The following is a 23,440-nucleotide window of genomic DNA, read 5'->3' as shown; positions in this document are numbered from 1 at the left end:
CTAGGAGATTACAGTGGCTATTGTTGCAAAAGATGGATATATCGATTTTGTCCGGGATAAGGTCGAGAATTTTCACGGCAACCAACTGGTCTACGTCAGTTGGGATGATCATTTGGTCTTCTGCGCTGCGCAGGCGTTTCCGCTTCCCCCCGAAATGCCTTTTGCCGCGCTAGTGGCAGAGGTAATGCCGTCGGTATTTAACTGGCATGATGAATTCAAAGACATCGATTGGGCCAAGGCCCAGTGGAACCTGGACGGAAAGGCTTTTTCTCCAGACATGGACAAATCTTTGGCTGAAAATGGCGTGGAGCACAAATCACTCATTCGATTCAAGACACCCGGTCTCACAGGCCTCAATGGCACCAGGATATAGTCTATGAGCTATGAGGTGTTGATTGAACCTCTGGGTGTCACCGTTGAGGTTGAGGAAGGCCAAACGATACTCGATGCCGCTTTGCGACAGGGCGTCTACCTGCCCCATGCTTGCGGGCACGGCTTGTGCGGCACCTGCAAAGTAGACATTCTCGAAGGTGACATTGAAATAGGTGACGAGGCATCGCCCTTTGCCCTGATGGATTTTGAGCGCGATGAAGGTAAAGGCCTGACCTGCTGCTGTAAGCCCTTAAGCGATCTGGTCATTGAGGCGGACGTCGAGGAAGAGCCGGACGCCCAATATATCCCGGTGAAAGACTATATAGGCACCGTGGTAAAACTGGAGAAACTCACACCAAGGATTCTTGGGGTTTTCCTTGAGGTCGAAGGCGATGGACTCGAATTTCAGTCCGGACAATACGCCAATCTACACATTCCTGGGCTAGACACACCCAGACCCTTCTCCATGGCCCAGTCCCCCAACGACAAGAATATTATCGAATTTGATATCGCCTTGATTCAAGGTGGTGAGGCCACGACCTGGATTCACGAAAACTTGAAGGTTGGCGACACACTGGACTTTTCAGGTCCCTACGGGCATTTTTTCATCAGAACCTCTGATCCCAAACCGCTACTTTTCTTCGGCGGCGGCTCCGGACTCTCCAGCCCTAAATCCATGGTCCTAGATTTACTAGAAAGTGGAGACAAACGCGAGATCATCTTGTTTCAGGGAGCCAGAAACCTGCAAGAGCTGTATTACAGGGATTTATTTTTGGAGCTGGAACGCAAGCACGACAACTTTACTTATATTCCCGGCTTGTCTGGCCCCGATATCGAAGCGGAGTGGGACGGCGCCACCGGTTTCGTGCACGAGGTTGCAATCGAACACTTCTCAGGAAAATTCGAGGGCTATAGGGCTTATATGTGCGGCCCTCCTCCTATGATTGATGCTTGTATTACTGCCTTAATACGTGGCCGCGTCTTCGAAAAAGATATGTTTATGGAAAAATTTTTGACCGCTGCGGACGGTGCCACCGAAAAAACGAAAAGCCCCCTGTTCAAAAATATTTAGGATCTACTGTGACGTATACAATCACAATCACAGACACAGAGGAAACCTTCAGTTGTCGAGAAACACAGCACCTTCTTGCCGGAATGATGCAGTTAGGGAAGAAAGGTATTCCCATCGGGTGCAGGGGTGGAGGTTGTGGTGTATGTAAAATCCACATTTTAAGTGGTACATACGAAACAAAGAAGATGAGTAGAGTGCGTATTACAGAACAGGAAGAAAACGCCGGTACATTATTGGCCTGCCGTGTTTTTCCTAAATCCGATATTCAATTACAGGTGCTAGGTCACCTGAATGATGCAGTAAATACTACGAAAGCGTAGTTTTTTGCTCAACAAACCAGGAGAAACAACATGGCTATGACAGGAATTTTGCGTCCGGGGCACGTTCAGTTACGTGTTCTCGATATCGATGAGGCTGTAACTCATTATTGCGACAATATGGGACTTATTGAAACTGATCGGGATGATCAAGGTCGTGTGTATCTTAAGTGCTGGGACGAACACGATAAGTTTTCTGTTGTTCTGGAACCTTCAGACACTTCTGGTATGAATCATATGGCGTTTAAGGTCCGTACAGAGCAGGATTTGTGGCGATTCGAATCCAATGTAAAGAACTTCGGTGTCGAAACTACCAGGATCCCCGCAGGGGAACTCAACGGTTGTGGCGAGCGCGTCAGTTTCGTTGCGCCCGGTGGTCACCGGTTCGATCTTTACGCCGTAAAAGAATCGGTCGGAAACGGCATCCCCACAACTAACCCCGCTCCTTGGTCAGAAGACACGGTGGGAATGAAAGCGATTCGTTTTGATCATTGTTTACTGTATGGCGATGACCATGATGAAGAAGTACGGTTCTTCGTCGAAGCGCTGGAATTCGAACTTGCTGAGCAAGTTGTTGATGGTGAGACACAAATCGCGGCATTTTTGTCCTGCAGTACCAAGGCACATGACATTGCCTTTATTCGCCACGGAGAACCCGGGAAATTGCACCATGCATCATTCCTGCTAGGATCGTGGGAGCAGGTATTACGGGCAGCCGATATTATTTCAATGAAAGATATCCCTCTGGACGTTGGGCCTACACGCCATGGACTGACCCGAGGCATGACAATCTATTACTTCGACCCATCGGGCAATCGCAACGAAGTCTTTGCCGAAGACAGCTACCGGTATCCAGACAGCCCCGTTTTAACCTGGACTGCCGATAATTCGGGCCAGGCTATTTTCTACCATTCCCGCACTATGGTAGAGAGCTTTATGGCAGTCGTATCCTAAACTCATGACCAGTGTCACAAACAGGAACGTTGCAACGAAAACGGCTTGTGCAATCGCTCAAGCCGCTGTTGACCACGCCGGCAACCTGGGTATAGCGATCAATGTTTCGGTGGTAGATTCTTCCGCTACCGAAATCGCGTTCTTACGCATGAACAATGCGTTCCTACCGTCGATGGGTATCGCCAAAGACAAGGCTTACACAGCCGCGGGCTTTGGCTTCCCAACCATGGACTGGAAAGAGGTTCTCGCAGGGAATGTGCAACTCCAGGCAGGTATGGTCGAGCGCCCGAGAGTCGTTACTTTTGGTGGCGGTGTGCCGATAGTCGAAGACGATGTGCTCATAGGAGCAGTTGGAGTGTCCGGTGGATCTGAAGACGAGGATATAGCCTGTGCGCAGGCTGGTATTGAAGCAGTTTTAGGTGCCGGAGCAGAGGGTTCTGATTCACCGAAAGTTGAATAAAAAAGCCCTATAACACCCTCCGCGATGCCAAAGCTTTTGGCCTGTTTTGTATAACCTCTCCCTCCATAGCTCTAAACTCGAGCCCTATTTTCATGATTCCTAATAAAAAACGAGGCGGTTGCTGTGACTAAACACAAGCCACCGAACACAATAAAATTCATATTTAATCCAAATGAAGCGGTCACTAGTGCTCCGGCCAACAAGGGGCCAATAATAGAACCCGACCGACCTATACCATTGGCCCACCCCACCCCCGTTGAACGAATATGAGTCGGGTACAGGTAACTGGACAATGCGTTCATGCTAATTTGCCCGCCGACGATAAAAAAACCGGAAAAGAAAGACAAAGCCATCACTAAATTTAGTGATGAACCCAGTTGTCCAACAGCGATCATACTGATCGAACCCAGCACAAAACAACTGGTTAGAACTACTTTAGACCCAAAGTTACGTATAAGTCGAGAAAACACAAAGGGCGAAAGCGCCCCGCCAATATTCAGCACCACAACTGTTCGAGAGGCCTCGGCCAGTTGATAACCCGCCTGCATCAATAAGGTAGGAATCCAGCTGTATAAAAAATACACCACCATCAAATTAAAAAAGAACATTAGCCAAATCAAGACTGTATCCCTAGCGCGACCCTCCAAGAACAAGGCCTTCACCGGGAAATGCTTTTTGTCTTCTGTATGCTGTACAAATAATGCGTTATCAGTTATCGCATTCCTGAGCTCAATTCTCCTCGCGATGACACGCATTAGTTCATCGTTGTCTTTCTCGTGTTCGAGCAAAAATCGCGGTGACTCGGGTAACCAAAGCAACAAGATGGGGACCAGCAGTAAAGGAGCAATGCCACCCACAAAAAACAACGATGGCCAACCAAACACGGGGATTAATTCAGATGCAAGTAATCCTCCTGTTATCCCGCCGATAGGCATACCTAGAAATATCACCGCAACGGCCACGTTTCGCTGTCGGCTAGAAACGTACTCCGTTATCAAGGCGGTCGCGTTAGGCATCGCGCCGCCCAAGCCCAGACCGGTCAAAAAGCGGAGTAAGAGCAGCTCGTCGTAGCTGTTGACAAAGCCGGTCAACAAGGTAAACACAGCAAAAACAATGACACTGAAGATGACCGCACTGCGTCTTCCGTATTTATCTCCTACCGGCCCCATCACCAGGGCCCCGATCATCATACCAACCAGGCCGGCTGAGAAAACATACGCCAACTCCTCTCTGGGAATATCCAGGGCCGCGCTTAAGGCTGGCGCAGCAAAAGCAATAGCTAGTACGTCAAAACCATCGAAGACAATTACTAATGCGCAAAACAACATCACCATTTTTTGAAAACTTCCTAGTGGATTGTTCTCGAGAATCTCGCTCATTTCTAAGCTCGCACTACTCATGCTGAATCCTTTTTTTGGCGAAACCAATATTGATGATGTGGATGGTAACCCGATGTAACCAACTCAGGGAGGTCTGATTGTTTCCTCCCTCGACCTTACCCAGCGCAGCAAGACAACTCTTTCACATCTTTGTAAAAGGTTTGTGCGCAAAGTTTCAGGCCCTCTACCATCGTCAAATAGGGGAACAGCTGATCGGCCAGATCATTGATCGTCATTCCATTGCGGATCGCCAGAGCAGCACTCTGGACCATTTCTCCGCCTTCATGTGCCAGTATCTGCGCGCCAAGCAAGCGGCCAGTCCCAGCTTCTGCCACCAGTTTAATAAATCCGTCTGTCTCAAAATTAGCCAGTGCCCGAGGCACATTTTCCATTTCCAAAACGCGGCTATCGGTTTCGATATTTTGTGCTTTAGCCTGTTCCTCCGTGAGGCCGACAGTGGCCACTTGCGGGTCGGTAAAGATCACAGCAGGCATGGTGGAAAGATCCAGTTTGGCCTCTCCCCCGGTCATGTTTATTCCTGCGCGACTACCCGCCGCTGCTGCCACATAAACGTACTGCGGCATGTTGGAGCAATCACCAGCGGCATAGAGGCCAGGCACATTGGTTTCCATTCGATCACTGACGATAATATCGCCATCTTTACCCGTATCAAGACCTATCGCTTCTAAGTTTAGGTTGGCGGTATTGGCACGCCGCCCGGTACTGATCAACAATTGGTCACAGGTCAACATGCCTGCATTGGTTTCGAGGCTGAACTGACTGCCATCGTGTGCTGCGGTTTTCGCCTGAGTGTGATTAAGCACGCGAATCCCCTCATTTTTAAAGCATTCCGTGAGTTTTTTACCTATCAATGGATCTTCCCTGTAGAGCAAGGTGTGGCGAGCTAACACCGTCACCTCACTGCCTAAACGACGATAAGCTTGGGCAATTTCCAAGGCTACAACGGACGAGCCGATAACCACCAAATGTTGCGGCAGCTCTTCGGCAAATAGAGCCGCCGTGGAGGTCCAGTAAGGGGTCTCCGCCAGACCTTCGATGGGGGGGATAATCGGTGTAGAGCCGGTCGCAATCAGAATTTTATCCGCAACGATCTCCTGCTCGGAGCCGTCGGGTTTGCTCACCGTCAAGGTGTTGGCATTCTTAAATTTTGCTGTCCCATTAAGCAACGTAAGCGCTGGATTCGATTCGAGTATATTTTCGTATTTTGCGGCACGCAGTTCTTCAACGCGCTTCGTTTGCTGTTGAGCCAACAATGGTCGGCTTATTACGGGCGCATGATTTTCCAGGCCAGCAAAGGGATTTTTTCGTTGCTGCTGCGCCAATTGCGCTGCCCGAATTAAGATCTTTGAGGGCACGCAGCCCACGTTCACACAACAGCCGCCAATCACGTTAGCTCCTTCTATAATTGTGACGCTGGCACCACCGTCCGCCGCTTTAATGGCACAGGCAAAGGCTCCGGAACCACTCCCTATTATCGCCACGTGCTGAGATTCACTCCGACCTAATGTGTCAGGCGATTCCGGTACGCTACTTAAACTTTGCTGGTCATTTTTGAGCGCCCTATAGCCCAAACCCTGAATAGCGCCAATCAAATCAGCGTCACTGATACGGCTGTTGGAGTTGACCTCTGCACTGGCATTTTCATAGGACACATCGGCGTGTTGAACACCTTCAATGGCCTCCAGAGTATCTTTGATATGGATCGCGCAGTTGTTGCAGGTCATTCCCTGTACTGAAAATAAGCTCATTTCCTTTCCTCGAGGTATGATTCTTTTTGCGCAATCGCCTATTAGGGAACAATGGGCTACACCGGACAGGACTCGTCATCACAGCGCTCGTTTGCGGGTGAAAAAATATCCCACAACGAAACAGCGACCATCAGCGCTAACGACGAATAGGTGACATAGGTACTCCAACCGTACTGGAACCAGGGATAGAGTGATAGAAGCAATAACACCGGACCCAGCATGCCGAGCAGGCTGCGATGCCATTGCCTGTGACTAAACCAGCCGAGTGCGTGAATCACCAGACCCAGCCACGCAAATAGGGGTAACAATGTATTTATAAATAATCCCTCCCACTGGCTGAGAAAGCCCAGCCCAACAGCAGCTCCCAGACTGGCAATAGCGGGGAAACACGCTGCGCAGCCCACCGCAGAGACCAGGGCGCCAAGGCAGCCAGCCTTGTCACCGACCCGGTTCAGCATATTTAGCCAATTTGCCATCATTGAACTCCGATTTCTCACAGTGGACGAATAACCGACGTTGTTTCGTCATTGAAAGGTCACAGAGGCAGCAGTTACACCAACTACAATGGATAACTCTGACTCAATTTGCGACATGGTTAATCCTTAAATGCAGCATGAGCGGCTACTCTGGAACAGCTTATATTTGTTACGATCTGCTATAATAAAGCCTGTAGTAACTACAGGTACAAGAGGTATTTCTATGACCGTCAAGAAGTCTTCTTTTTCACGTGGGGCGCTGGCGAAACAAACGGGCGTAAACATCGAGACAATTCGATACTACGAGAAAGAGAATGTGATGCCCGATCCACCGCGCTCAAGCGGGGGACATCGCCTCTATGACACAACCCATTTAAAGCGGCTCTATTTCATCCGCCGTTGTCGAGAGCTTGGCTTTTCACTTGACGAGATCCGCGGACTGCTCAACCTCGTCAACAGCCAACACTACACCTGTGCAGAGGTGAAAGAGCGAACGACTAATCAGCTAGAAAATACCCGGCAGAAAATCCGTGACTTGCGTAAAATGGAGCGAACTTTAAAAGAAATGGTGGCTGAGTGTAGCGGTGGCATGGTGCCTGACTGCCCTATTGTGGACACGCTGTTTGCATAACATTTTTATTGCTTGGGCTCTACCGGTGGCCCGGTCATCTTTTCAGGTTCATTCGCGAAAATGGCGAATTTTTTAGGCCATTTCGGATCAAAATTATCCGAAATAAATCAGCAGTAACCTACGCTTGCAAATAGACCTCGATCAGAGAACGTATGGCGCCTTACGGGTTTCGTCAATTTCCTCGACCCTAAAGTCCGTGTTGTTCGTGCCACTGGGCTAGGCTTCCGTGGTTTGGATATCCATCGTGTTGCTTGTCCACGTCAGTTACCGAAACATGGACCCAGTCGGGTTTGTTGTCCAAGAAAATGTGATGACGCTCAGGTGGAATCGGTAGCGGAGTATCGATCGCAGAAGCATAGGGATGCACCAGCTCCGGCCAGCGAGGATCCCAGACCCAAAGCGCGCTCCCGCACAGGTTGCAGAAATATCGCTTGCCCGGGCTGGCTTCATACACCCCGGTTTCGTGGTTCGTGTACATCGGACTAAAGCTCGAGATGTGTTCCTCGCCTTTGAACTCCAAGCTTTCATAGACGGCGCCGATGTTTATGGCGAATCCCCCACCGCCTTGCGTCTTGCGGCAGATCGAACAGTAGCAGTGCATAAAGGGGTAGCTGTGTGGTGACTCCACCGAGAATGTAACGGATTTACAGCAGCAGGAACCGTTCAGATACATGATTTGTCCTCCCTCGAGATCGCAGTTGTAATTGGGTAGTCTCGCCTGAACGCAAATAAACGATTAAAGTCGAGCTCGTATTCAGTTTAGCCCATAGACCTGACTTATCGGGCTACTTTGCAGGGCAGCGACAGACGACGGAAGTCCCCCCGGTCACCACCGCTTTTGTATTGCTCCTTATCTGCCTCGAATTTATTTTGTACCGACGGCGTGCACGTTTGGCTATTTTGGCACAAACCAATGAGATGGACTCCCCCACTTCATTGCTATTGGCGTCATCGCAAGGTTACTGCGCTGATATACGTTAAGGGCTCAAAATCAGCGCATTTGTCAGTTTACTCCCACTTTCTAGCTGCCGCAGTGTGTAAAGGTCGCTCATTTGACCGCTCAGCCGCCCCAGAGTCCCACACATAATCACCAGTTAGGTTGATATGATCCCACCCTAATGGTGAGACATGCTTCCGCAGACTGAGATCCGGGAGCTTTCCGATTTTTCGAAGATGTTCGGTGGCCTTATCCATATACAAAGTATTCCAGTAGACGATTGCAGCGATGACCAGGTTGAGTGCCATCGCGCGTTTCTGCTGCGCCAGTGCTGACCGGTCGTAGATACGACCCTGGGAATGCGCAAAGACAGCTTTGGCCAGAGAGTGGCGGGCCTCGCCTTTGTTCAGGCCGCCTTGGCACTCCATCCGAAGTTTCGGGTCCTCAATCCAATCGAGCATGAATAAAGTTCGCCGCACCCGGCCGATTTCTCCTAGTGCAAGATAGAAGCGGTTCTGCTGCCGATAAGCACCCAGTTTGCGCAACATGGCAGAGGGTTTGACAGTCCCCTGCTGAGTGCTGACAGCCAGCCTGAGTGCATCATCCCAATGTCCAAGGACAGCATCCTCATTAATAGGCCTTCCCATAATAGGCGCGAGCCCTTTCCACACGCTGGCTTTACCAAAACAGGCAAGACGTCGATCTGGGAAATCCCTAAGCCGAGGCGCCAAACTGAGACCTAAGAGATGAAACAAAGCAAAAACATGATCCGAGACCCCTCCCGTATCAACATAATGGAGGAGCGGATTAAACTGCGCGACATTTCCCATCAGGCCATCCAGTACGAAAGGCGCTTCACCCACCGTAGCACCAATAACGTCCGAGTGAAACGAACCATACTGCCCGGACAGGAAGGAATAGATTTTGAGACCGGGGTCAGGTCCGTACTTCGCGTTGATCTCCCCTGCATTTCTGCGAGAAGGGAAAAACTGCCCGTCTGACGAGGTGTGCTCTGCCCTCCCCCAGATCTGCGCGAAAGGCAACGCGTGGTGGGCATCAATGATCTTGGCGAGGGCATCGGAGTAATTTTCGGGGTGCAGATGCCAGGTGGAAGCCCAGGACAGCTGCGCATGCGTTACATTTTTCGAAGCCTGGGCCATTCGCTCTAATCCCAGGTTTGTTGCGCCGGCCAGTATTGAGGCGAGAACCGCAGCTGGATTAGCATGGGTCCGACCCGAGCGCAGATCCGTAAACGACTCCAAAAAGCCGGTGTGACGCGCAACGTCCCACAACAGCTCTGTAATGCGGATGCGCGGCATCACAGCATCAATGGCACGGTCAAGTTGTTCGCCGGCTGGCGGCGTCACTGCCTCGTGGGGCGTAATTTTTAGTCGTCCCTTTTCAAGTCGAACCCCTTCCAGCTGATCGCGCGCGAGTTTTCGCTGCACCTCAAAGAGACGATAATTCAGCCGTTCACGGTGCTCAGCGAGCCAGGCCTCACCGTCTGCAGGGAGGGCAGTCTGTTCAATAACCTCTATGGCTTCCATTTTAGGCACTAAATACGTGTCAAAGCGACGATAGTCCCGGCTGCCCTCTACCCAGGCGTCGCCTGCTCGAAGTCGATCACGTAACGTGGCAACCACCGCCGTTTCATAGACGCGGCGGACCGGCTTCCCCTCCTCCACGATCAATGTCTTCCAATGTTTCGCTGGAAATGGCATCGGTACGATGTCCGGCAGTTTCCGCTTACGCTCCTGGTTTTGTTCCTTTAACAACCTGAGAGCTGCCTGTAAATCTGCGCCCGCCTCTGGCAGCTCGAACTCAAATACCTCCATGAAGGCCGGGGCAAACTTTCTGAGTTGGACGTAGCGCCTAGACGCCAGGAGCAGCGGATCCTCTGTCGCCATGTTGCTGAACTGATCTACTTCGGGGCGGGTATTCATCAAACGCTCCCATCCCACTGCCTCGTCCAACAGTTCAAAGGGGTCTTCTCCCGACTGACGTGCTTCACTGAGTGTATGAAGTGTGGTCCCGAATAGACGCATCAGTCGCCCTACCTGGGCCTGACTGGCCTGCCAGTTCTGGCTCTGCTTGTTCTTGGAGCGGGTAAACAGCTGGCCGGTCAGTTTTTCAAATAGGGCGATCGATGCATCGGTAAGGACGATGTTTAATTCGGTCATTTGTGCTGCCAAAGTCGCGATCCGCCGTCGCTCCCCAAAATCGCTCAATAGATGGGCGGGCGCGACAGCCCCTTCGCGCGCAAATTTGGTTAACCGAACGGGGTGAACATCTTCACCCAAATCGGGTGGCAGGCCTAATGCTCGTACAAATTTCAGACGCGCTAGCAAGCCATGCAGGCTGGCCGAACTCGTGGAATGTGGCATACCTCGTAGCCAGGTGAGACGGGACTGACCAAGGGAGTCATCATTATTGATCAGAGCGTTTAGCTCATGCTTTTGATCGTCAGTTAGTGCGTTATTCAATGATTGAGCGGCAAGTCGGCGCGCACGGGCTCGACCAGTAAGACCAATTCGATCGAGCGTATCGATTGCGGGTATTACCAATCGCTCTCTGCGTATTTGTTCCAACAGCCTACTCATGATAACGCGTGCATCGTCTGTATCGAATGCGGCCTGAGCGGCTAAATCCGATACGCTTTGAAAGTCAGCCCGTACAAAAGGCCGAAGCCCAAGGTGTCGAATCGCCAAAGACCGATGAGTTGCTCTCGTGGGCTGCCTGCCTCCGTATGCCGCGAGTGCCGATGGTGGGACGTTCACTTGCTCGGATAGCCAGTGAACAACGGCCTCGGGGACTTGATCCCCCTCTTGCCAGCCTTGACCAGGATGGCGTAGCAGCGCCAGATGAATGGCCAAACCCAATCGGTTCTCAGGTTTCCTCCGCGACCGAACTAACGCAAGATCCTCCTCAGCCAGAACATAAAATCGTTCCAAAGCGGCGGTGCCAGATGGAACCCCAAATAGAATCTCGCGGATAGATGATGAAAGAAAGCGTCTTGCAGGCATTGTGTGTCTCCGAATTCCAGTGAAAAATTCGGGACACTCTATTAGTCGACTGGATAAAGGGACAGGTTTGAGGCTTCTATCTGGGGTATCAATGTTCAGGCTGAATATGCCAGTTCCAGCCAAGCAAAAATATGCCTATCCCTACGCAGAGCCTCAGAAGCGATGAAGACTCTAGCTGGGGGATTTACTGGCGTTCAGAGCCTGCTACTAGATATTCCATTTTGGCTTAACGTATCTCAGCGCAGTAACCTTGCGATGACGCCTATTGCCGAGGACCCAATATTCACAAATGTCACCCGGCATGACTTCCATGCTTTCAATTCTCCTAACCGGCATATGTAAGCTAAGAGACGAACACAGTTTCACTCAGACCAACTTTCGTTCAATATCCCTTTTTCGCAGAATCAGTGCTCATTCCTTATTTCCACGGGTAACCCTGCATTTTTCCATTCAGGATAGCCGTCCTGGAGACGCCTGACCTGGAACCCCTTATCGCGCAGCAATTTCACCGCCTCGAAGGCGAGAATGCAGTAAGGGCCTCGACAATAGGCCACGACGTCCTGTGTCAGATCCAAAACTGCGAGATTCTTTTTCAGCTCCGCTAACGGAATGTTGACGGCTCCTGGTAGGTGTCCGGCGGCATATTCAGCCGGGGGGCGAACGTCTAATACCATGGTAGAGCCTTCTTTCACACGGCGGAGCAGTTCTTCACGAGCAACCGGCTCCATACTGTCCTTGCTCGTCAAGAAGGTGTTCACCAAATGATCTACCTCATTCAGGTGCCGCTCGGCCACACCCCTTAAATTTCCCATCAAGTCGATTACATCATCGCCAGTAATGCGGTAATAGACGCGTTGGGCTTCTTTTCGTGTAGTGACCAGACCCCCGTGTCGAAGCTGTTGCAGATGGTGCGATGTATTGGCCACGGTCAAACCCATCACTTTTGATAAATCCTCGACGGAATACTCCCCTTGTGCCAGAAACTCCAATATTTCCAAACGATTGGCATTGGCTACCGCTTTTGCCACTTGCGCAAATTGCGTGAAAAGGTCTTTCTTGAACGTGCCCATAATTCTTCCTACCCACCGACTATGACTTATCTTATTCAAGATATCTCTTGAATACAATGTCGGCCTCCGTTATCTTATTCAAGAATTTACTTGAATACGGAGTCAGTATATTGGACGAGACATTTTCGAGCTTCGTAGCCCAGCACGAAATTGGAATTCGCCTGGTCTTCTTTCTAGGCATTTTCATTCTGATGGCGACCTGGGAGTTCCTGGCGCCCTGTCGCCCACTCTCTGTGTCCAAGGTGATGCGCTGGACAAATAATTGGGGGGTTTTACTGCTGAATACACTTGCTCTTCGGCTGATCTTTCCTGCTGCTGCCTTGGGCAGCTCAATTTTCGCTACACAATACGGCTGGGGCATACTCAATCATTTCCAGGTAACACTCCCTTGGGCGGTGCTGCTCTCCTTGGTGGCACTGGACCTGACCGTCTATCTACAGCATGTGCTGGTCCACGCGGTACCGTCTCTTTGGAGGCTTCACCGGGTACACCATGCTGACCTCGATTACGACATCACCACCGGGTCACGCTTCCACCCACTCGAGATCATTATTTCCATGCTGATCAAAATCGCAGTTATCCTCGCGTTGGGCGCTCCCGTGCTAGCAGTATTCATCTTCGAAATCGTTCTCAGTACCATGTCCACGTTCAACCACGGCAATGTGCGACTGCCGCCGGGCTTTGATCGCGTCGTAAGGCTCTTTGTCGTCACGCCCGACATGCACCGTGTCCATCACTCGATAGAGGACAACGAAGCCAACAGCAACTTTGGATTTAATCTCTCCATTTGGGATCGACTCTTCGGAACCTATGTCGATCAACCTCGTGACGGTCACGTTGGTATGACTATTGGCATTCATTATTACCGTGAACCTCGACAGGTCTCTTGGCTGCCGGGCATGTTGGCGCTTCCGTTTGCGGGAAAGGTTAGGGGCTATGCAATTAATCGGCGTGACTGGAGCAAGGGCGATGATTAATTTCAGGCGCATTTTTCGACGGGCCATTTATGTTGTCGAATTCTCGACAGGCTGTCGTTCTTACATTTACGCGCAATACACTTTATTTTTTAGTCGACCGCCAAATCGTCAAAATCTCGCCATGTTTTCATTGGTCCTTGCGTCGAATGTACCCACTATATTGCGAGGACAGCCCTGATGGGAGTTAACGAGTCTTTCGAAGACCTGGCACAGCGTGCAATTCATCACGCGGTGGCTTACCGCAAGGAGCGCGACACTCTACCGCCGCGCCCCACCGCTAGTGTGCAGGAACTGATGTCGTTGTTTGATGTGGGTGTGCCGGAAGTTGGTCGCGACGGCGTAGAGGTGCTCGATTCCCTAGCAGCTGCCGCAGAACCAGGCCTGGTTGGAAACATCAGCCCTAACTTCTTTGCTTGGGTCATGGGCGCATCCCACCCGGTAGGGGTCGCGGCGGAGTGGATGGCTACGGCCTGGGGACAGAACGCCGCCATTTACGATACTGCACCGGCGGCAGCGGTTGCTGAAGACGTTGTATCAGGCTGGCTGTTGCAACTGCTCGACCTGCCACGAGGTAGTTCCGTCGGCTTCAGCACAGGCGCAACTATGGCTTCCTTTATCTGCCTCGCTGCGGCTCGTTCGGAAGTATTACGCAGGTTTGATTTTGATCTCGAGCGACAAGGTATATTCGCTGCGCCCGAAATAAAGGCTTTTCTGGGAGATGAGGCACATACTACAATTTTTTCCGGGCTCAGGTATCTCGGCTTTGGCGACAACAACGTGGTCAGGATTGAAACTGACCAGCAAGGATGTATGGTGCCAGAGGCGCTAAATGCAGCACTAGCGGAATTCGACGGGCCAAAAATCGTGATTTGCCAGGCCGGTCATATCAATTCTGGCGGCTTCGATCCTATCGCAGAAATTGCACCTATTGCTCAGGCACATAATGCCTGGTGTCATGTTGACGGGGCATTCGGCCTATGGGCGCGTGCTGTTCCGTCTCTACGCCATTTGTGTGAAGGCATTGATCGGGCGGACTCCTGGTCGGTAGACGGCCACAAGTGGCTACAGATTCCCTATGATTCAGGTTTCGCCATCGTAAAGAACAAAGAAGCCCATCGGCGCACCATGGATATCTCTGCCAGCTATCTCAATCTCCCCCCGAGAGAGGCCCCCTCCCCTTCCCAGTTCAGTCCGGAGTTATCCCGAAGAGCGAGAGGCTTCGCAGCTTGGGCTGTGATTCAGGCACTGGGACGCAGTGGTATCGAGGAGATGATCTCACGCCACTGCAACGGTGCACGATATTTGCTAGAGCAACTGGAAGTTGAGGCAGGCCTTACGGTGATCAATGACGTTGTTCTCAACCAACTTGCCATTGCCTTTGGAGAGGGTGAACCACTGGTGGAGCGGAACCGTCTGACCGACGCAGTGATCACGGAGCTAGCCAGGGAGAATACATCTTATGTCACAGGCGCGGAATGGCAAGGGCAGAAGATTCTGCGGGTATCCATCATTTCCCAGCGCACGGATGCTGTTGACATCGATCGGCTTGGCGCTTCCATTGTTCGTGCCTGGCGCAAGGTTCGCAAAACATAATGGCTAGGGCCGGGTGGTTGGTTTGCCGCTTCCGGCCCGACTGACGCGGCACCGTTGATTCCAAAGGTCCGGTGCAAGGTTCAGTGACTAGCTAACGGCATCTTAGACTGCTTGTACAGCAGTGTTATGACCACACCTACACGCGCATGTGCGAGGATGGATTAAAGGATGATGCACTGGCTGCCTCATAAAGGAATATCCGAGGATGTTCGATCACGACCTCGAGGGCATATCCGTGACAATGTCGGTCGTGCGACGATGGCCACGACCGATGATTACATCGAAAGTGATCAGCGCGAACGGCATTATTCTGGGAAAAAGAAACCGGTGAAGGTTTTCGAGTATCCCCAGTCAGTTACTCTGGCAAGCGTGCGGCTAACACCCCTATATTGCCGTGGACCCCTCTGCGTACTAAACTCTATATAGATATCGGAGAAAAATCGTGGGCCCAGCGCTCGACCCTGTTTCACTGTATACCGAGAGAAACCTTAGCTACCAGCGCTTTATACGCATCGTAGCGTATCCGCAAGGAATCCGAGCGTATTTTCTCCGGTCAAAGCTTCTCCGCTCGAACATCCACTCTCTTGATGCAGGCTGTGGTTCCGGAACCGCTACGCTTGCACTTCGAGAGGCCCTCCTGAGTCGCGGGTTGTCACCGGGTTTGATGCGAGGCTTCGATCTTACCCCCAAAATGCTCGAGCGCTTTAGCGGGAATTTGCTGGCCCACGAAATCGAAGGGGTGGATCTTTTCCAGGCAGACATACTCCACCTGGAGGAACTTCCAGACGGATGGAACAACTTCGACTTGATCGTCTCCGCCGCCATGTTGGAATACCTGCCACGAGAGCGCATGGTCGAGGCGCTGAGTGGCCTCCGTTCACTCCTGAAAGAATCCGGGAGTCTCTTGCTCTTCATCACGCGACAAAATTGGTTGATGAGTTTGCTTGTTGGCAAATGGTGGAGTGCAGAGCTTTACGGGGCCGCAGAGTTGGAACAGTATTTCCGCCTCGCCGGTTTTACAACAGTAACGTTCACGAAGTTTCCATTCCCATACAAGCACCTGTCCCTCTGGGGCCACATCATCGAAGCAAAGTGAACCTGTAACTGACGACTCGACGCCAATGTCGCCCAACAAGACCCCGGGCGCACTTACGCCCTTGTCAGACTTTTTGCAGAATGACCTAACCCTCGTGTTTCAAAGGGGTATTACTTTTTCCAACGATACTCGATTTAATGGCTTTGGAGAGCCAAAATCAATGGCCTAGAGCATTTGTATCTGGTTTGGACAGGAAATCCCCAGGATCCTAATTGGTTTCTACAGAAGAATTTCGAAGTCCTCCACAATTTCGACATGGCACTGCCGAGAGTAAGTAGGCTTTTTTGATTTTGCTAAGGCCCTAAATGATGCTCTGACATTTGACCCGCCCTAATCTCTACCGGTTCCCCAAATACTTGGAAGTTGAATTTTCTATCAGGGTCGTTTGGATAATCGCTGTCTCCGGCTTCGTCCCATTCACTGGAACAGGAAAAGGCCACACGATAGATGCCCGCTGGCATATAGGAAAAGTGGTACAAGTATTCACCTGTTATCGCATCGAGCTCAACGCGATCAGTAGCGATAGGTCCTGGTATTCCATCTGTTTCGGTCTCCGCCAAGTCGTCGGGCTCATGGGCTTCGCCTGGATAGAGGTATGCCCAATTTCCACCAGCGTTTGAATCACAATCAAGCTGATATGCATCGACCAGAGACATATCGATCGTACCACTCAGGCTTCCAGCTTGATCGGTACGCGTAAGACGCATTCCAGCATGCAGTTCGTATCGCTCTCCCATCATTCCACCCATGTCGTGATGCTGGATGCTGCGCCGGAGGTCGAAATCAATAATGAAGTCGCCATGCTCCCCAGCGCTTATCTCAAACATTTCTTCAATACGCATTGCCCCAGGGTCACCTAATTGCATCCGATGGTGTCCGCCCGACTGGAGTTCCAAACTCGACTGATCCAGATCAATGCCCAACTCCATCCAGCGGTAGATCCCGGCCGGTAAACTGGCATGGTCGACCAAGTTCTCAGACGTGCCGTTTTGTAACCTCATCATATCCAGGCTCATTGGGCCATCAGAAAGACCGATTCTTGTAACATCACCATCATCATGACCAAAACTGATGTGAGTTAGATTGAGCACCAGGTTTTCCGCTTCTTCCATCGGACCATCAGTGATGCCAACTGTGACCGTCCCAGACGTTACCGGGGTGTTGTTGCCTGTTCCCAACAATTCACTTGAGCCCCCACTAGATGAGCCTCCACCACAGGCCGTTAACAGCACACTTCCGAAGAGTATCGGTACTTCCACTCGTAAGCGCATTCCTATTACCCCGCAGATCATCGTCCAATCGAGAACAGACTAAAAATTTCAGTACATTGCGTCGCAGCCTTCCGAGAATTTCGCTATCTGTCCTAGTAAAGAGACCGATTCTGATACAAAAGGTTGATATGCCAAGCACAATGTAGCGCTTGCTAACACTCAAACACCCATCGATACGCATTTGTAGCACTTTAGGAAAGTTACTACATTGATATGAGTCAGCTCAGCATGGGAAACACTAATATTTAATATTTTTTGACGACGAAACCGGCCAAATAATCAAACAATTAGTGTATTAAGACTGGGGGTTTTGAAATATTTGAGGCTTTCAGGGCTACATTACATTGATACCCATATCGACGCTTATCCAACAATAGCCCAATTTTGTTTTAACAGTCTTTCTTCAAATACTAAATCATTACAGCCTAAACTTTCAGTGAACTCTAGCGGGGTAAATAGTTGCTCAATATGAAACACTCCTGACGCAAATGATGACATGTAAAGATGCTCAGCAACTTTAGCCGCGACTAATCCGGTTACATTTCCTTCTCCGTTTCCGCTTATAGAGCACTCGTATAGCGCACCTTGTTCCCGATTTTTCCCAGCTTCGACTTTTACGACAAATTGATCTGAACCCATGCGAAATAATTGTAAGAGATTAATCAGTATGTTCTGCACAATTCTTAACTTGAAGAGTCTACCCAAACCGCATTTTTTCAGCAGAGCATACAGACAGGTCATTACAGCGGAATCGAAACACATCCGTGTTGAAGTGGAGTCAATGTTAAGAGTTTTTGGAATGATATGTTGGTCTGAAAAATTGGAGCGATAAGTGATTCTTTTCTCAAAACGACCTGGAAATATGGTTTCTTTCCCATCTTCAAAACTTCTTACCTGCTTTATTTCCCCCTCTTCTTTGATGGAGAACTGATCATTGAGGTCTTCAAACGCCCAACGAAAAGCAGCTTCCCCATGCTTTTCCCCCAGACCTAGCATGATATAAATATCCGCGTACCTCATATCCTGAACCATGGATTGACATTGTTTTGCCAAAAGGTTCGTGATACCTGGAGCTAAGCCCACACTTAAAACTACGGTAGAATTATGGCTCTTCGCTTCATCATCTAACGATTCGATTTTGGAAAGAAATGCAGAATTTGCCGCTATGTCGATGTAGTGAATTCCTCGTTGTATACAATGAGTTACAAAATGAGTGTTCTTTTGGTCGATGCACATGACAACGATACTGACAGTCGCGAGACATTCCTCATCTTTGGAAATCGAGGTAATATCCAATTCCAATGGTAATACTTTATGATTCAGTTTGGATGAAAGTTCCTTTGCTTTTTGAAAATTACGTCCCGCAACAATCACCTCACCTGGAATCAGGTTTCCCAAAGTAGTTGAAACAACTCGTCCAACCGCACCGTACCCTCCAACGACCAATATCTTACCTTTGCTCATAATAGCTCCCACAAACGATTGACCGAGAAATAGAAGGCTTCAGGGCCAGGCGGCAGAAAAACCGCCCCAAGCCTGCCGTTCGCGACTTAGTCTTTGCCGCAATCGCTTCTCCTTCTTTTTGCCTTTTAACTCCAGATTGCCAGAACTTCTGGATCTTCGACGAAAATCTCACGTAATTCATGGAACGACATCCCTTAATAATTGGTCGTCTACGTTATTCGGACCAACTCGTAGAGAGAAACGTTTCGATGATCCGATAATTGCACAGAAAATACCGCCAATGTAGTTAACAATTTAATCCTGCTTATACTTCTATCGCCGTATGTATTATATATGTCAACTAGCTCAAACTTAACTCTGACAGTGTTTTCGCCCGCATGACAAACTTCTGGATTTTGCCCGTGACCGTCATGGGAAACTCCTCAACAAACCAAATATGACGTGGTATTTTAAAATGCGCGATCTTGTCATTACAGAAGCCCCGCAGCTCTTCTTCTGACATACTTTCTCCAGGATGGAGCTGTACCCAGACACAAACCTCTTCACCCATTCTATCGTCGGGTATACCAAAAACCTGCGCCTCAGCTATGTCGGGGTGGGTGTACAGAAAATCTTCCACCTCTCGCGGATAGATATTTTCTCCACCTCTAATGATCATGTCCTTGATCCGGCCAACAACACTGACATAGCCCTCTGTGTCCATTACGCCCAAGTCACCGGAGTGTAGCCAGCCGGCAATATCGATGGTCTCTCGCGTTCGCTCATCGTCATTCCAGTAGCCCCGCATTACCGAGTAACCGCGAGTGCAGATCTCTCCCTTTTCACCCACTTGCACTACCTGGTTGTCATCGTCGATTAGCTTGATCTCCACCCAGGGTACCGCTCGGCCTACTGTTTCAGTGCGTTTCTCCAGTGAGTCTTCTGGCAGTGTCAAGTGATTGATGGGGCTAACCTCGGTCTGTCCGTAACCGATCAAGATGTGTTTCATATTCATCTCGTCAATCACCCGCTTCATCACCTCTACTGGGCAGGGTGCCCCAGCCATCACACCGGTTCGCAGGCTGGAAAGATCGAACTCTCCGAACCTTGGATGGTCAAGTTCCCCTATGAACATGGTCGGCACACCGTGCAGGGCGGTACATTTTTCTTCCTCTACGGCCTGCAGTGTTGTCAGCGGATCAAAGCCCGCATCGGGATAAACGGCGGTGGCGCCATGAACCACGCAGGCCAGATTGCCCAGGACCATACCGAAACAATGATAGAGGGGCACCGGAATGCACAGTTTGTCATGGTGTGTGAGTTGCATACCTTCACCGGTAAGGTAGCCATTATTGAGAATATTGCAGTGGGAGAGCGTCGCTCCCTTGGGGGACCCTGTCGTGCCACTAGTGAACTGGATATTGATGGGATCATCCGGGTTAAGCTCGCCGTCCAATTCATCCAACCGCTGGTACTCAGCTTCACCACCCATTTTGCACACAGCTGCGAAGTTGAACATTCCCGGAGTAGCCTCCTCCCCCATGCGAATGACCGTCTCGAGTTGCGGCAGTTTTCGAGATTTCAACTCACCCGGGCGGCAGCGCGCTAGCTCAGGAGCCAGTTCAACCAGCATATCCAGATACTGACTGGTCTTGAAGCTCTCGGCCGTAATGATTGCGCGACACTCTACCTTGTTTAGAACGTATTCCAGTTCATGCAGTCGGTAAGCCGGGTTAATACAGACCATGATGGCCCCTATTTGGGCGGTGGCATATTGCACGAGCACCCATTCGGAGCTATTGGGACCCCAAATTCCTACCCGATCACCGGCCTCGATTCCGATGGCCAGCAATCCACTGGACAGGCGATCGATTTCGATCTGGAATTCTCGGTAGGTCCAACGTATACCCTGGTGACGCACCACCAGGGCCTCGTTCTCCGGGTATTGTTCGCAGATCCGCTCAAGGTAGCAACCTATGGTTTCATAGATAATCTGTGAGCTAGATACGCCGCAGTAATAACTCTGATTCAGTACCGTCATGCCTTCTCCTCACTATCGAATGCTTCTGCTAACGGTGGCGCGTAGCGATTCTATGGACTTCGTCCCGTTAACTTTTTGGTACTCTTGAGGATGCTTTATACAAATAGTTGAAGAACTTGGCGCCTTGACTGGCCAGAGAAATTTCCCGGTCAGAAAGACGCCGGCGTCGATCAACTCGTTTTAGTCACTATTGGAAATTTTTTCTCAAAGTGACTCCGTAGGTACGTGGGGTGCCGAAGTTGGCTTCCCGAAAGCCCAGGAATACATTGTCATCGCCACTGATGATGTATTCCTCATCACCCAAATTTCTTCCCCATATGCTGACGTCCCAGTTTCCCTCATATGATTCGTAGGCAATCTGAGCGCCAATCAAATTATAGGAAGGCTGTTTCAGAATTTCCGAGTTCAAGTCGTCATTATAGATTTCACTGTAATAGACGTAGTCTCCTCTCAATGAAACGATCCCGGAACTTAAGGGAATACTATAGTCAAGATTCATTGTATAGCTCCACTCCGGCGTATTCGGTAACTTGTCAGTCATTAGGATCTTACCGTTGGGTGCCACGCCTTCGCTTAAGGGCGCAAGTCGGGTGTATTCATTATCGGTGTAGGCAACTGATGCATCGATCTTGAAGTTGTCAGTCGCCAGGCCTGTTAACTCGAGCTCAAATCCCTTGATGTCAGAATCGCCGGTGTTTTGGGTCCCCGGGGCAATACCCTCGATTACTGTACCCTGGATATTCTCGTATTCAGAAGAGAAGATGGCCAGGTTAGCACGCAATCTTGAATCGAAGCCCTGGTATTTCGCCCCGACTTCGAAGGTAGCCAATTCTTCGGGATCAAACGGCAGGGGCTCCGGCCGGGCGACAAGAGTTCGAGAGCTAAATCCGCCGCTTTTAAAGCCTTCACTGTATGAGCTGTAAAGCATCAGATCTTCCACCAAATTTCCTGAAACGCGATAATCCACACTCAGTCTAAACGAGCTGTCGTCGAAATCCTGCGAAACCTTTTCTGGAGGAATCGTATTTTCTATAGTGTCGATATTATCAAACGACTCCACAAACCCGAATAGTGGGTCCAGTGTTTTGGTATCTTCAGTGTAGCGAGCGCCAAACGTCAGGCTTAGGCTGTCGGTAAAGGAGTAGGTTCCTTGGGCAAAAGCCGCGCTGCTGTCATTCTCCACACTTGCTCTCAGCAAAAGGGAGCTTCTTCCGCCGTTAACCTCGTCAATGCCACCCAACTCACACTTAAAGTCATCCTCGGCCTCTTCTTCGAAATAATACACACCGGCCAACCAGGTTAATTTCGAATCAAACGCATCGCCGGTAAACTGAAATTCCTGTGAAAACTGCTCGTGGTCGAAGTTATTAAAGCAGTGCGTTATCGTAAGCGGAGAACCATCCGCGTCACGATTCAGTGCTGCCTCCACATCTCGGAAAGAACTGATCGATTTTAGAGTGACATACTCATTGATATTCCAGTCTAGCGTGAGCGCCGCTCCTAGAGTATCGATGTCGGTGCCGTTAACACCATTACGGTAGGATTCTCGCGCCGGATTATCTGGTACCCAGCGATCGTCATAAAGCACATTTGTTCCGTAGCCGGGCACATCGATATTCGGGGCAGTCAAATCGTTATACAAGCCGGATAGATTACCGTAATTGACATCAACGGAATCATCGCCAGGGATGGGCTCGCCCATTTTACTGACACCCAACAAGGTAGATGCAGCGGACGCTTCACGAACTACAGACTTGTCCGCTGTAAAATACACATCGAGATCATCAGTAGGAGTATACAGGAATGCCAGCCTAGCTGAGCCCTCGTTGTCGTTCCCGGGGGTGTCCTGGTTCCGATTATTTTCCGTCCCGGGAGCATCACTCTCGGCCAGAAGCTTCACCCAACCATCCGCCCGCTTATAACCCGCCGAAACCTTCGCAACAAGGTTATCGGTAAGAACCAAATTGGTACTTCCCCGCAAGTTTATGCGATCGTAGTTACCCAACGTAATCTCCAGGCTTCCGCCATCATCTGCCGATGGCCGTGCACTGGTAATACTTATGGCACCGCCGATGGTGTTGCGGCCAAATAGCGTGCCCTGCGGGCCACGCAGTACTTCAATACGCTCAACATCGATAATATCCAATACACCACCGACGGAACTGCCCACGTAAACGCCATCCACATAGGTTCCCACGCCTGGATCGTCAGTCACCTGATAGCTTGACTGACCGACGCCGCGAATAAACAGTACAGCTGCTGATGAAGCCCCGCTCAAGGGAGCCGTTGCGTCAAATATCAAATTTGGTGTGAAGTCAGCGATCTGCGATATATCGGTGACATTCTTATTGTACAAATCGCTCTGGCTGAATGCGGTAACCGCAATGGGGGTGTCCTGCAAACTTTGCTCGCGCTTCTGTGCAGTGACGATTACTTCTTCCAATCCTTGTGCCGCCGCCGATGGTGACAAATGGGACAGAATCGCGTAGCCAATGGTTAATGCGTATACACTACGGGTTTTTTGTCGATCCATATTCATGTTGCTCTCCTATTGGTTAA

Annotated in this window: 19 protein-coding genes; 9 read left to right on the top strand and 10 right to left on the bottom strand. The window is 50.3% G+C overall.

Translation table 11 applies throughout. From position 1 onward, the window contains the following. The first annotated feature begins 13 nt into the window (after positions 1 to 13). The 5 genes from EYC87_RS17905 to EYC87_RS17885 are packed head-to-tail and all read left to right on the top strand — an operon-like array spanning position 14 to position 3,175. Entirely contained in the window at positions 14 to 373 is a 360-nt protein-coding gene (locus EYC87_RS17905) for a phenol hydroxylase subunit P4 (protein WP_279254091.1), read from the top strand. Positions 374 to 376: 3 nt separating this feature from the next. After that, complete coding sequence (locus EYC87_RS17900; protein WP_279254090.1) at positions 377 to 1,444, top strand: NADH:ubiquinone reductase (Na(+)-transporting) subunit F; 1,068 nt, start codon at positions 377 to 379, stop codon at positions 1,442 to 1,444. Positions 1,445 to 1,452: 8 nt separating this feature from the next. Further along, positions 1,453 to 1,764, top strand: coding sequence for a 2Fe-2S iron-sulfur cluster-binding protein (locus EYC87_RS17895; RefSeq protein WP_279254089.1), 312 nt, complete (start codon positions 1,453 to 1,455; stop codon positions 1,762 to 1,764). A 30-nt stretch (positions 1,765 to 1,794) separates the two neighbouring features. Further along, the gene (locus EYC87_RS17890) at positions 1,795 to 2,715 is read left to right on the top strand and encodes a catechol 2,3-dioxygenase (protein ID WP_479723017.1); all 921 of its coding nucleotides are present in this window, start codon (positions 1,795 to 1,797) and stop codon (positions 2,713 to 2,715) included. A gap of 4 nt (positions 2,716 to 2,719) precedes the next feature. Further along, positions 2,720 to 3,175 (top strand): GlcG/HbpS family heme-binding protein, encoded by a 456-nt coding sequence (locus EYC87_RS17885; protein WP_279254088.1) that lies wholly within the window; start codon positions 2,720 to 2,722, stop codon positions 3,173 to 3,175. Between the two features lie 71 nt (positions 3,176 to 3,246). On the opposite strand, the gene EYC87_RS17880 is transcribed toward EYC87_RS17885, so the two are convergent. The 3 genes from EYC87_RS17880 to merC all read right to left on the bottom strand — a co-directional run bounded on the left by EYC87_RS17880 (position 3,247) and on the right by merC (position 6,799). Beyond that, on the bottom strand, positions 3,247 to 4,575 hold the full coding sequence (locus tag EYC87_RS17880) for an MFS transporter (RefSeq protein WP_279254087.1): 1,329 nt from the start codon (positions 4,573 to 4,575) through the stop codon (positions 3,247 to 3,249). A 95-nt stretch (positions 4,576 to 4,670) separates the two neighbouring features. Continuing rightward, entirely contained in the window at positions 4,671 to 6,323 is a 1,653-nt protein-coding gene (gene merA, locus EYC87_RS17875; protein WP_279254086.1) for a mercury(II) reductase, read from the bottom strand. Positions 6,324 to 6,379: 56 nt separating this feature from the next. Beyond that, positions 6,380 to 6,799 (bottom strand): organomercurial transporter MerC, encoded by a 420-nt coding sequence (gene merC, locus EYC87_RS17870; RefSeq protein ID WP_279254085.1) that lies wholly within the window; start codon positions 6,797 to 6,799, stop codon positions 6,380 to 6,382. A 223-nt stretch (positions 6,800 to 7,022) separates the two neighbouring features. Between merC and EYC87_RS17865 the strand changes: the two genes are divergently transcribed. Next, complete coding sequence (locus EYC87_RS17865; RefSeq protein ID WP_279254084.1) at positions 7,023 to 7,430, top strand: MerR family transcriptional regulator; 408 nt, start codon at positions 7,023 to 7,025, stop codon at positions 7,428 to 7,430. 187 nt (positions 7,431 to 7,617) lie between these two features. On the opposite strand, the gene EYC87_RS17860 is transcribed toward EYC87_RS17865, so the two are convergent. From EYC87_RS17860 to EYC87_RS17850, 3 genes are all read right to left on the bottom strand, one after another. Next, positions 7,618 to 8,103 (bottom strand): GFA family protein, encoded by a 486-nt coding sequence (locus EYC87_RS17860; RefSeq protein ID WP_479723016.1) that lies wholly within the window; start codon positions 8,101 to 8,103, stop codon positions 7,618 to 7,620. Between the two features lie 335 nt (positions 8,104 to 8,438). Next, positions 8,439 to 11,390: a Tn3 family transposase gene (locus EYC87_RS17855; RefSeq protein WP_279254083.1), complete on the bottom strand. Its 2,952-nt coding sequence runs from the start codon at positions 11,388 to 11,390 to the stop codon at positions 8,439 to 8,441. A gap of 404 nt (positions 11,391 to 11,794) precedes the next feature. After that, positions 11,795 to 12,499 carry an ArsR/SmtB family transcription factor gene (locus EYC87_RS17850; RefSeq protein ID WP_279254082.1) on the bottom strand — a complete coding sequence of 235 codons (705 nt, stop codon included), beginning with the start codon at positions 12,497 to 12,499 and terminating at the stop codon, positions 11,795 to 11,797. Between the two features lie 71 nt (positions 12,500 to 12,570). Here EYC87_RS17850 and EYC87_RS17845 point away from each other — a divergent pair, with 71 nt between their 5' ends. From EYC87_RS17845 to EYC87_RS17835, 3 genes are all read left to right on the top strand, one after another. Then, the gene (locus tag EYC87_RS17845) at positions 12,571 to 13,437 is read left to right on the top strand and encodes a sterol desaturase family protein (protein WP_279254081.1); all 867 of its coding nucleotides are present in this window, start codon (positions 12,571 to 12,573) and stop codon (positions 13,435 to 13,437) included. 177 nt (positions 13,438 to 13,614) lie between these two features. Further along, positions 13,615 to 15,030, top strand: a complete 1,416-nt coding sequence (locus EYC87_RS17840) for a pyridoxal phosphate-dependent decarboxylase family protein (protein ID WP_279254080.1) — start codon at positions 13,615 to 13,617, stop codon at positions 15,028 to 15,030. 442 nt (positions 15,031 to 15,472) lie between these two features. Beyond that, the gene (locus EYC87_RS17835; RefSeq protein ID WP_279254079.1) at positions 15,473 to 16,126 is read left to right on the top strand and encodes a class I SAM-dependent methyltransferase; all 654 of its coding nucleotides are present in this window, start codon (positions 15,473 to 15,475) and stop codon (positions 16,124 to 16,126) included. 293 nt (positions 16,127 to 16,419) lie between these two features. On the opposite strand, the gene EYC87_RS17830 is transcribed toward EYC87_RS17835, so the two are convergent. From EYC87_RS17830 to EYC87_RS17815, 4 genes are all read right to left on the bottom strand, one after another. After that, positions 16,420 to 17,385, bottom strand: a complete 966-nt coding sequence (locus EYC87_RS17830; protein WP_279254078.1) for a DUF4382 domain-containing protein — start codon at positions 17,383 to 17,385, stop codon at positions 16,420 to 16,422. Between the two features lie 375 nt (positions 17,386 to 17,760). Then, the gene (locus EYC87_RS17825; protein WP_279254077.1) at positions 17,761 to 18,861 is read right to left on the bottom strand and encodes a saccharopine dehydrogenase family protein; all 1,101 of its coding nucleotides are present in this window, start codon (positions 18,859 to 18,861) and stop codon (positions 17,761 to 17,763) included. 340 nt (positions 18,862 to 19,201) lie between these two features. Continuing rightward, on the bottom strand, positions 19,202 to 20,881 hold the full coding sequence (locus tag EYC87_RS17820) for an AMP-binding protein (protein WP_279254076.1): 1,680 nt from the start codon (positions 20,879 to 20,881) through the stop codon (positions 19,202 to 19,204). 187 nt (positions 20,882 to 21,068) lie between these two features. Continuing rightward, positions 21,069 to 23,420, bottom strand: a complete 2,352-nt coding sequence (locus EYC87_RS17815; protein WP_279254075.1) for a TonB-dependent receptor — start codon at positions 23,418 to 23,420, stop codon at positions 21,069 to 21,071. Positions 23,421 to 23,440 lie beyond the last annotated feature (20 nt).

It is taken from the genome of Candidatus Seongchinamella marina, assembly GCF_026262685.1.
Classification (GTDB): Bacteria; Pseudomonadota; Gammaproteobacteria; order Pseudomonadales; family Halieaceae; genus Halioglobus; species Halioglobus marinus.
The sequence above is the reverse complement of the archived record's forward strand: the minus strand, read 5'-3'. Positions and strand labels throughout refer to the sequence as shown.

Coding starts and splice junctions, on each gene's coding strand:
- EYC87_RS17900 (WP_279254090.1), top strand. CDS start 377: ATGAGCTATGAGGTGTTGATTGAACCTCTGGGTGTCACCGTTGAGGTT.
- EYC87_RS17890 (WP_479723017.1), top strand. CDS start 1,795: ATGGCTATGACAGGAATTTTGCGTCCGGGGCACGTTCAGTTACGTGTT.
- EYC87_RS17885 (WP_279254088.1), top strand. CDS start 2,720: ATGACCAGTGTCACAAACAGGAACGTTGCAACGAAAACGGCTTGTGCA.
- EYC87_RS17880 (WP_279254087.1), bottom strand. CDS start 4,575: ATGAGTAGTGCGAGCTTAGAAATGAGCGAGATTCTCGAGAACAATCCA.
- merA (WP_279254086.1), bottom strand. CDS start 6,323: ATGAGCTTATTTTCAGTACAGGGAATGACCTGCAACAACTGCGCGATC.
- merC (WP_279254085.1), bottom strand. CDS start 6,799: ATGGCAAATTGGCTAAATATGCTGAACCGGGTCGGTGACAAGGCTGGC.
- EYC87_RS17865 (WP_279254084.1), top strand. CDS start 7,023: ATGACCGTCAAGAAGTCTTCTTTTTCACGTGGGGCGCTGGCGAAACAA.
- EYC87_RS17860 (WP_479723016.1), bottom strand. CDS start 8,103: ATGTATCTGAACGGTTCCTGCTGCTGTAAATCCGTTACATTCTCGGTG.
- EYC87_RS17855 (WP_279254083.1), bottom strand. CDS start 11,390: ATGCCTGCAAGACGCTTTCTTTCATCATCTATCCGCGAGATTCTATTT.
- EYC87_RS17840 (WP_279254080.1), top strand. CDS start 13,615: ATGGGAGTTAACGAGTCTTTCGAAGACCTGGCACAGCGTGCAATTCAT.
- EYC87_RS17825 (WP_279254077.1), bottom strand. CDS start 18,861: ATGAGCAAAGGTAAGATATTGGTCGTTGGAGGGTACGGTGCGGTTGGA.
- EYC87_RS17820 (WP_279254076.1), bottom strand. CDS start 20,881: ATGACGGTACTGAATCAGAGTTATTACTGCGGCGTATCTAGCTCACAG.
- EYC87_RS17815 (WP_279254075.1), bottom strand. CDS start 23,420: ATGAATATGGATCGACAAAAAACCCGTAGTGTATACGCATTAACCATT.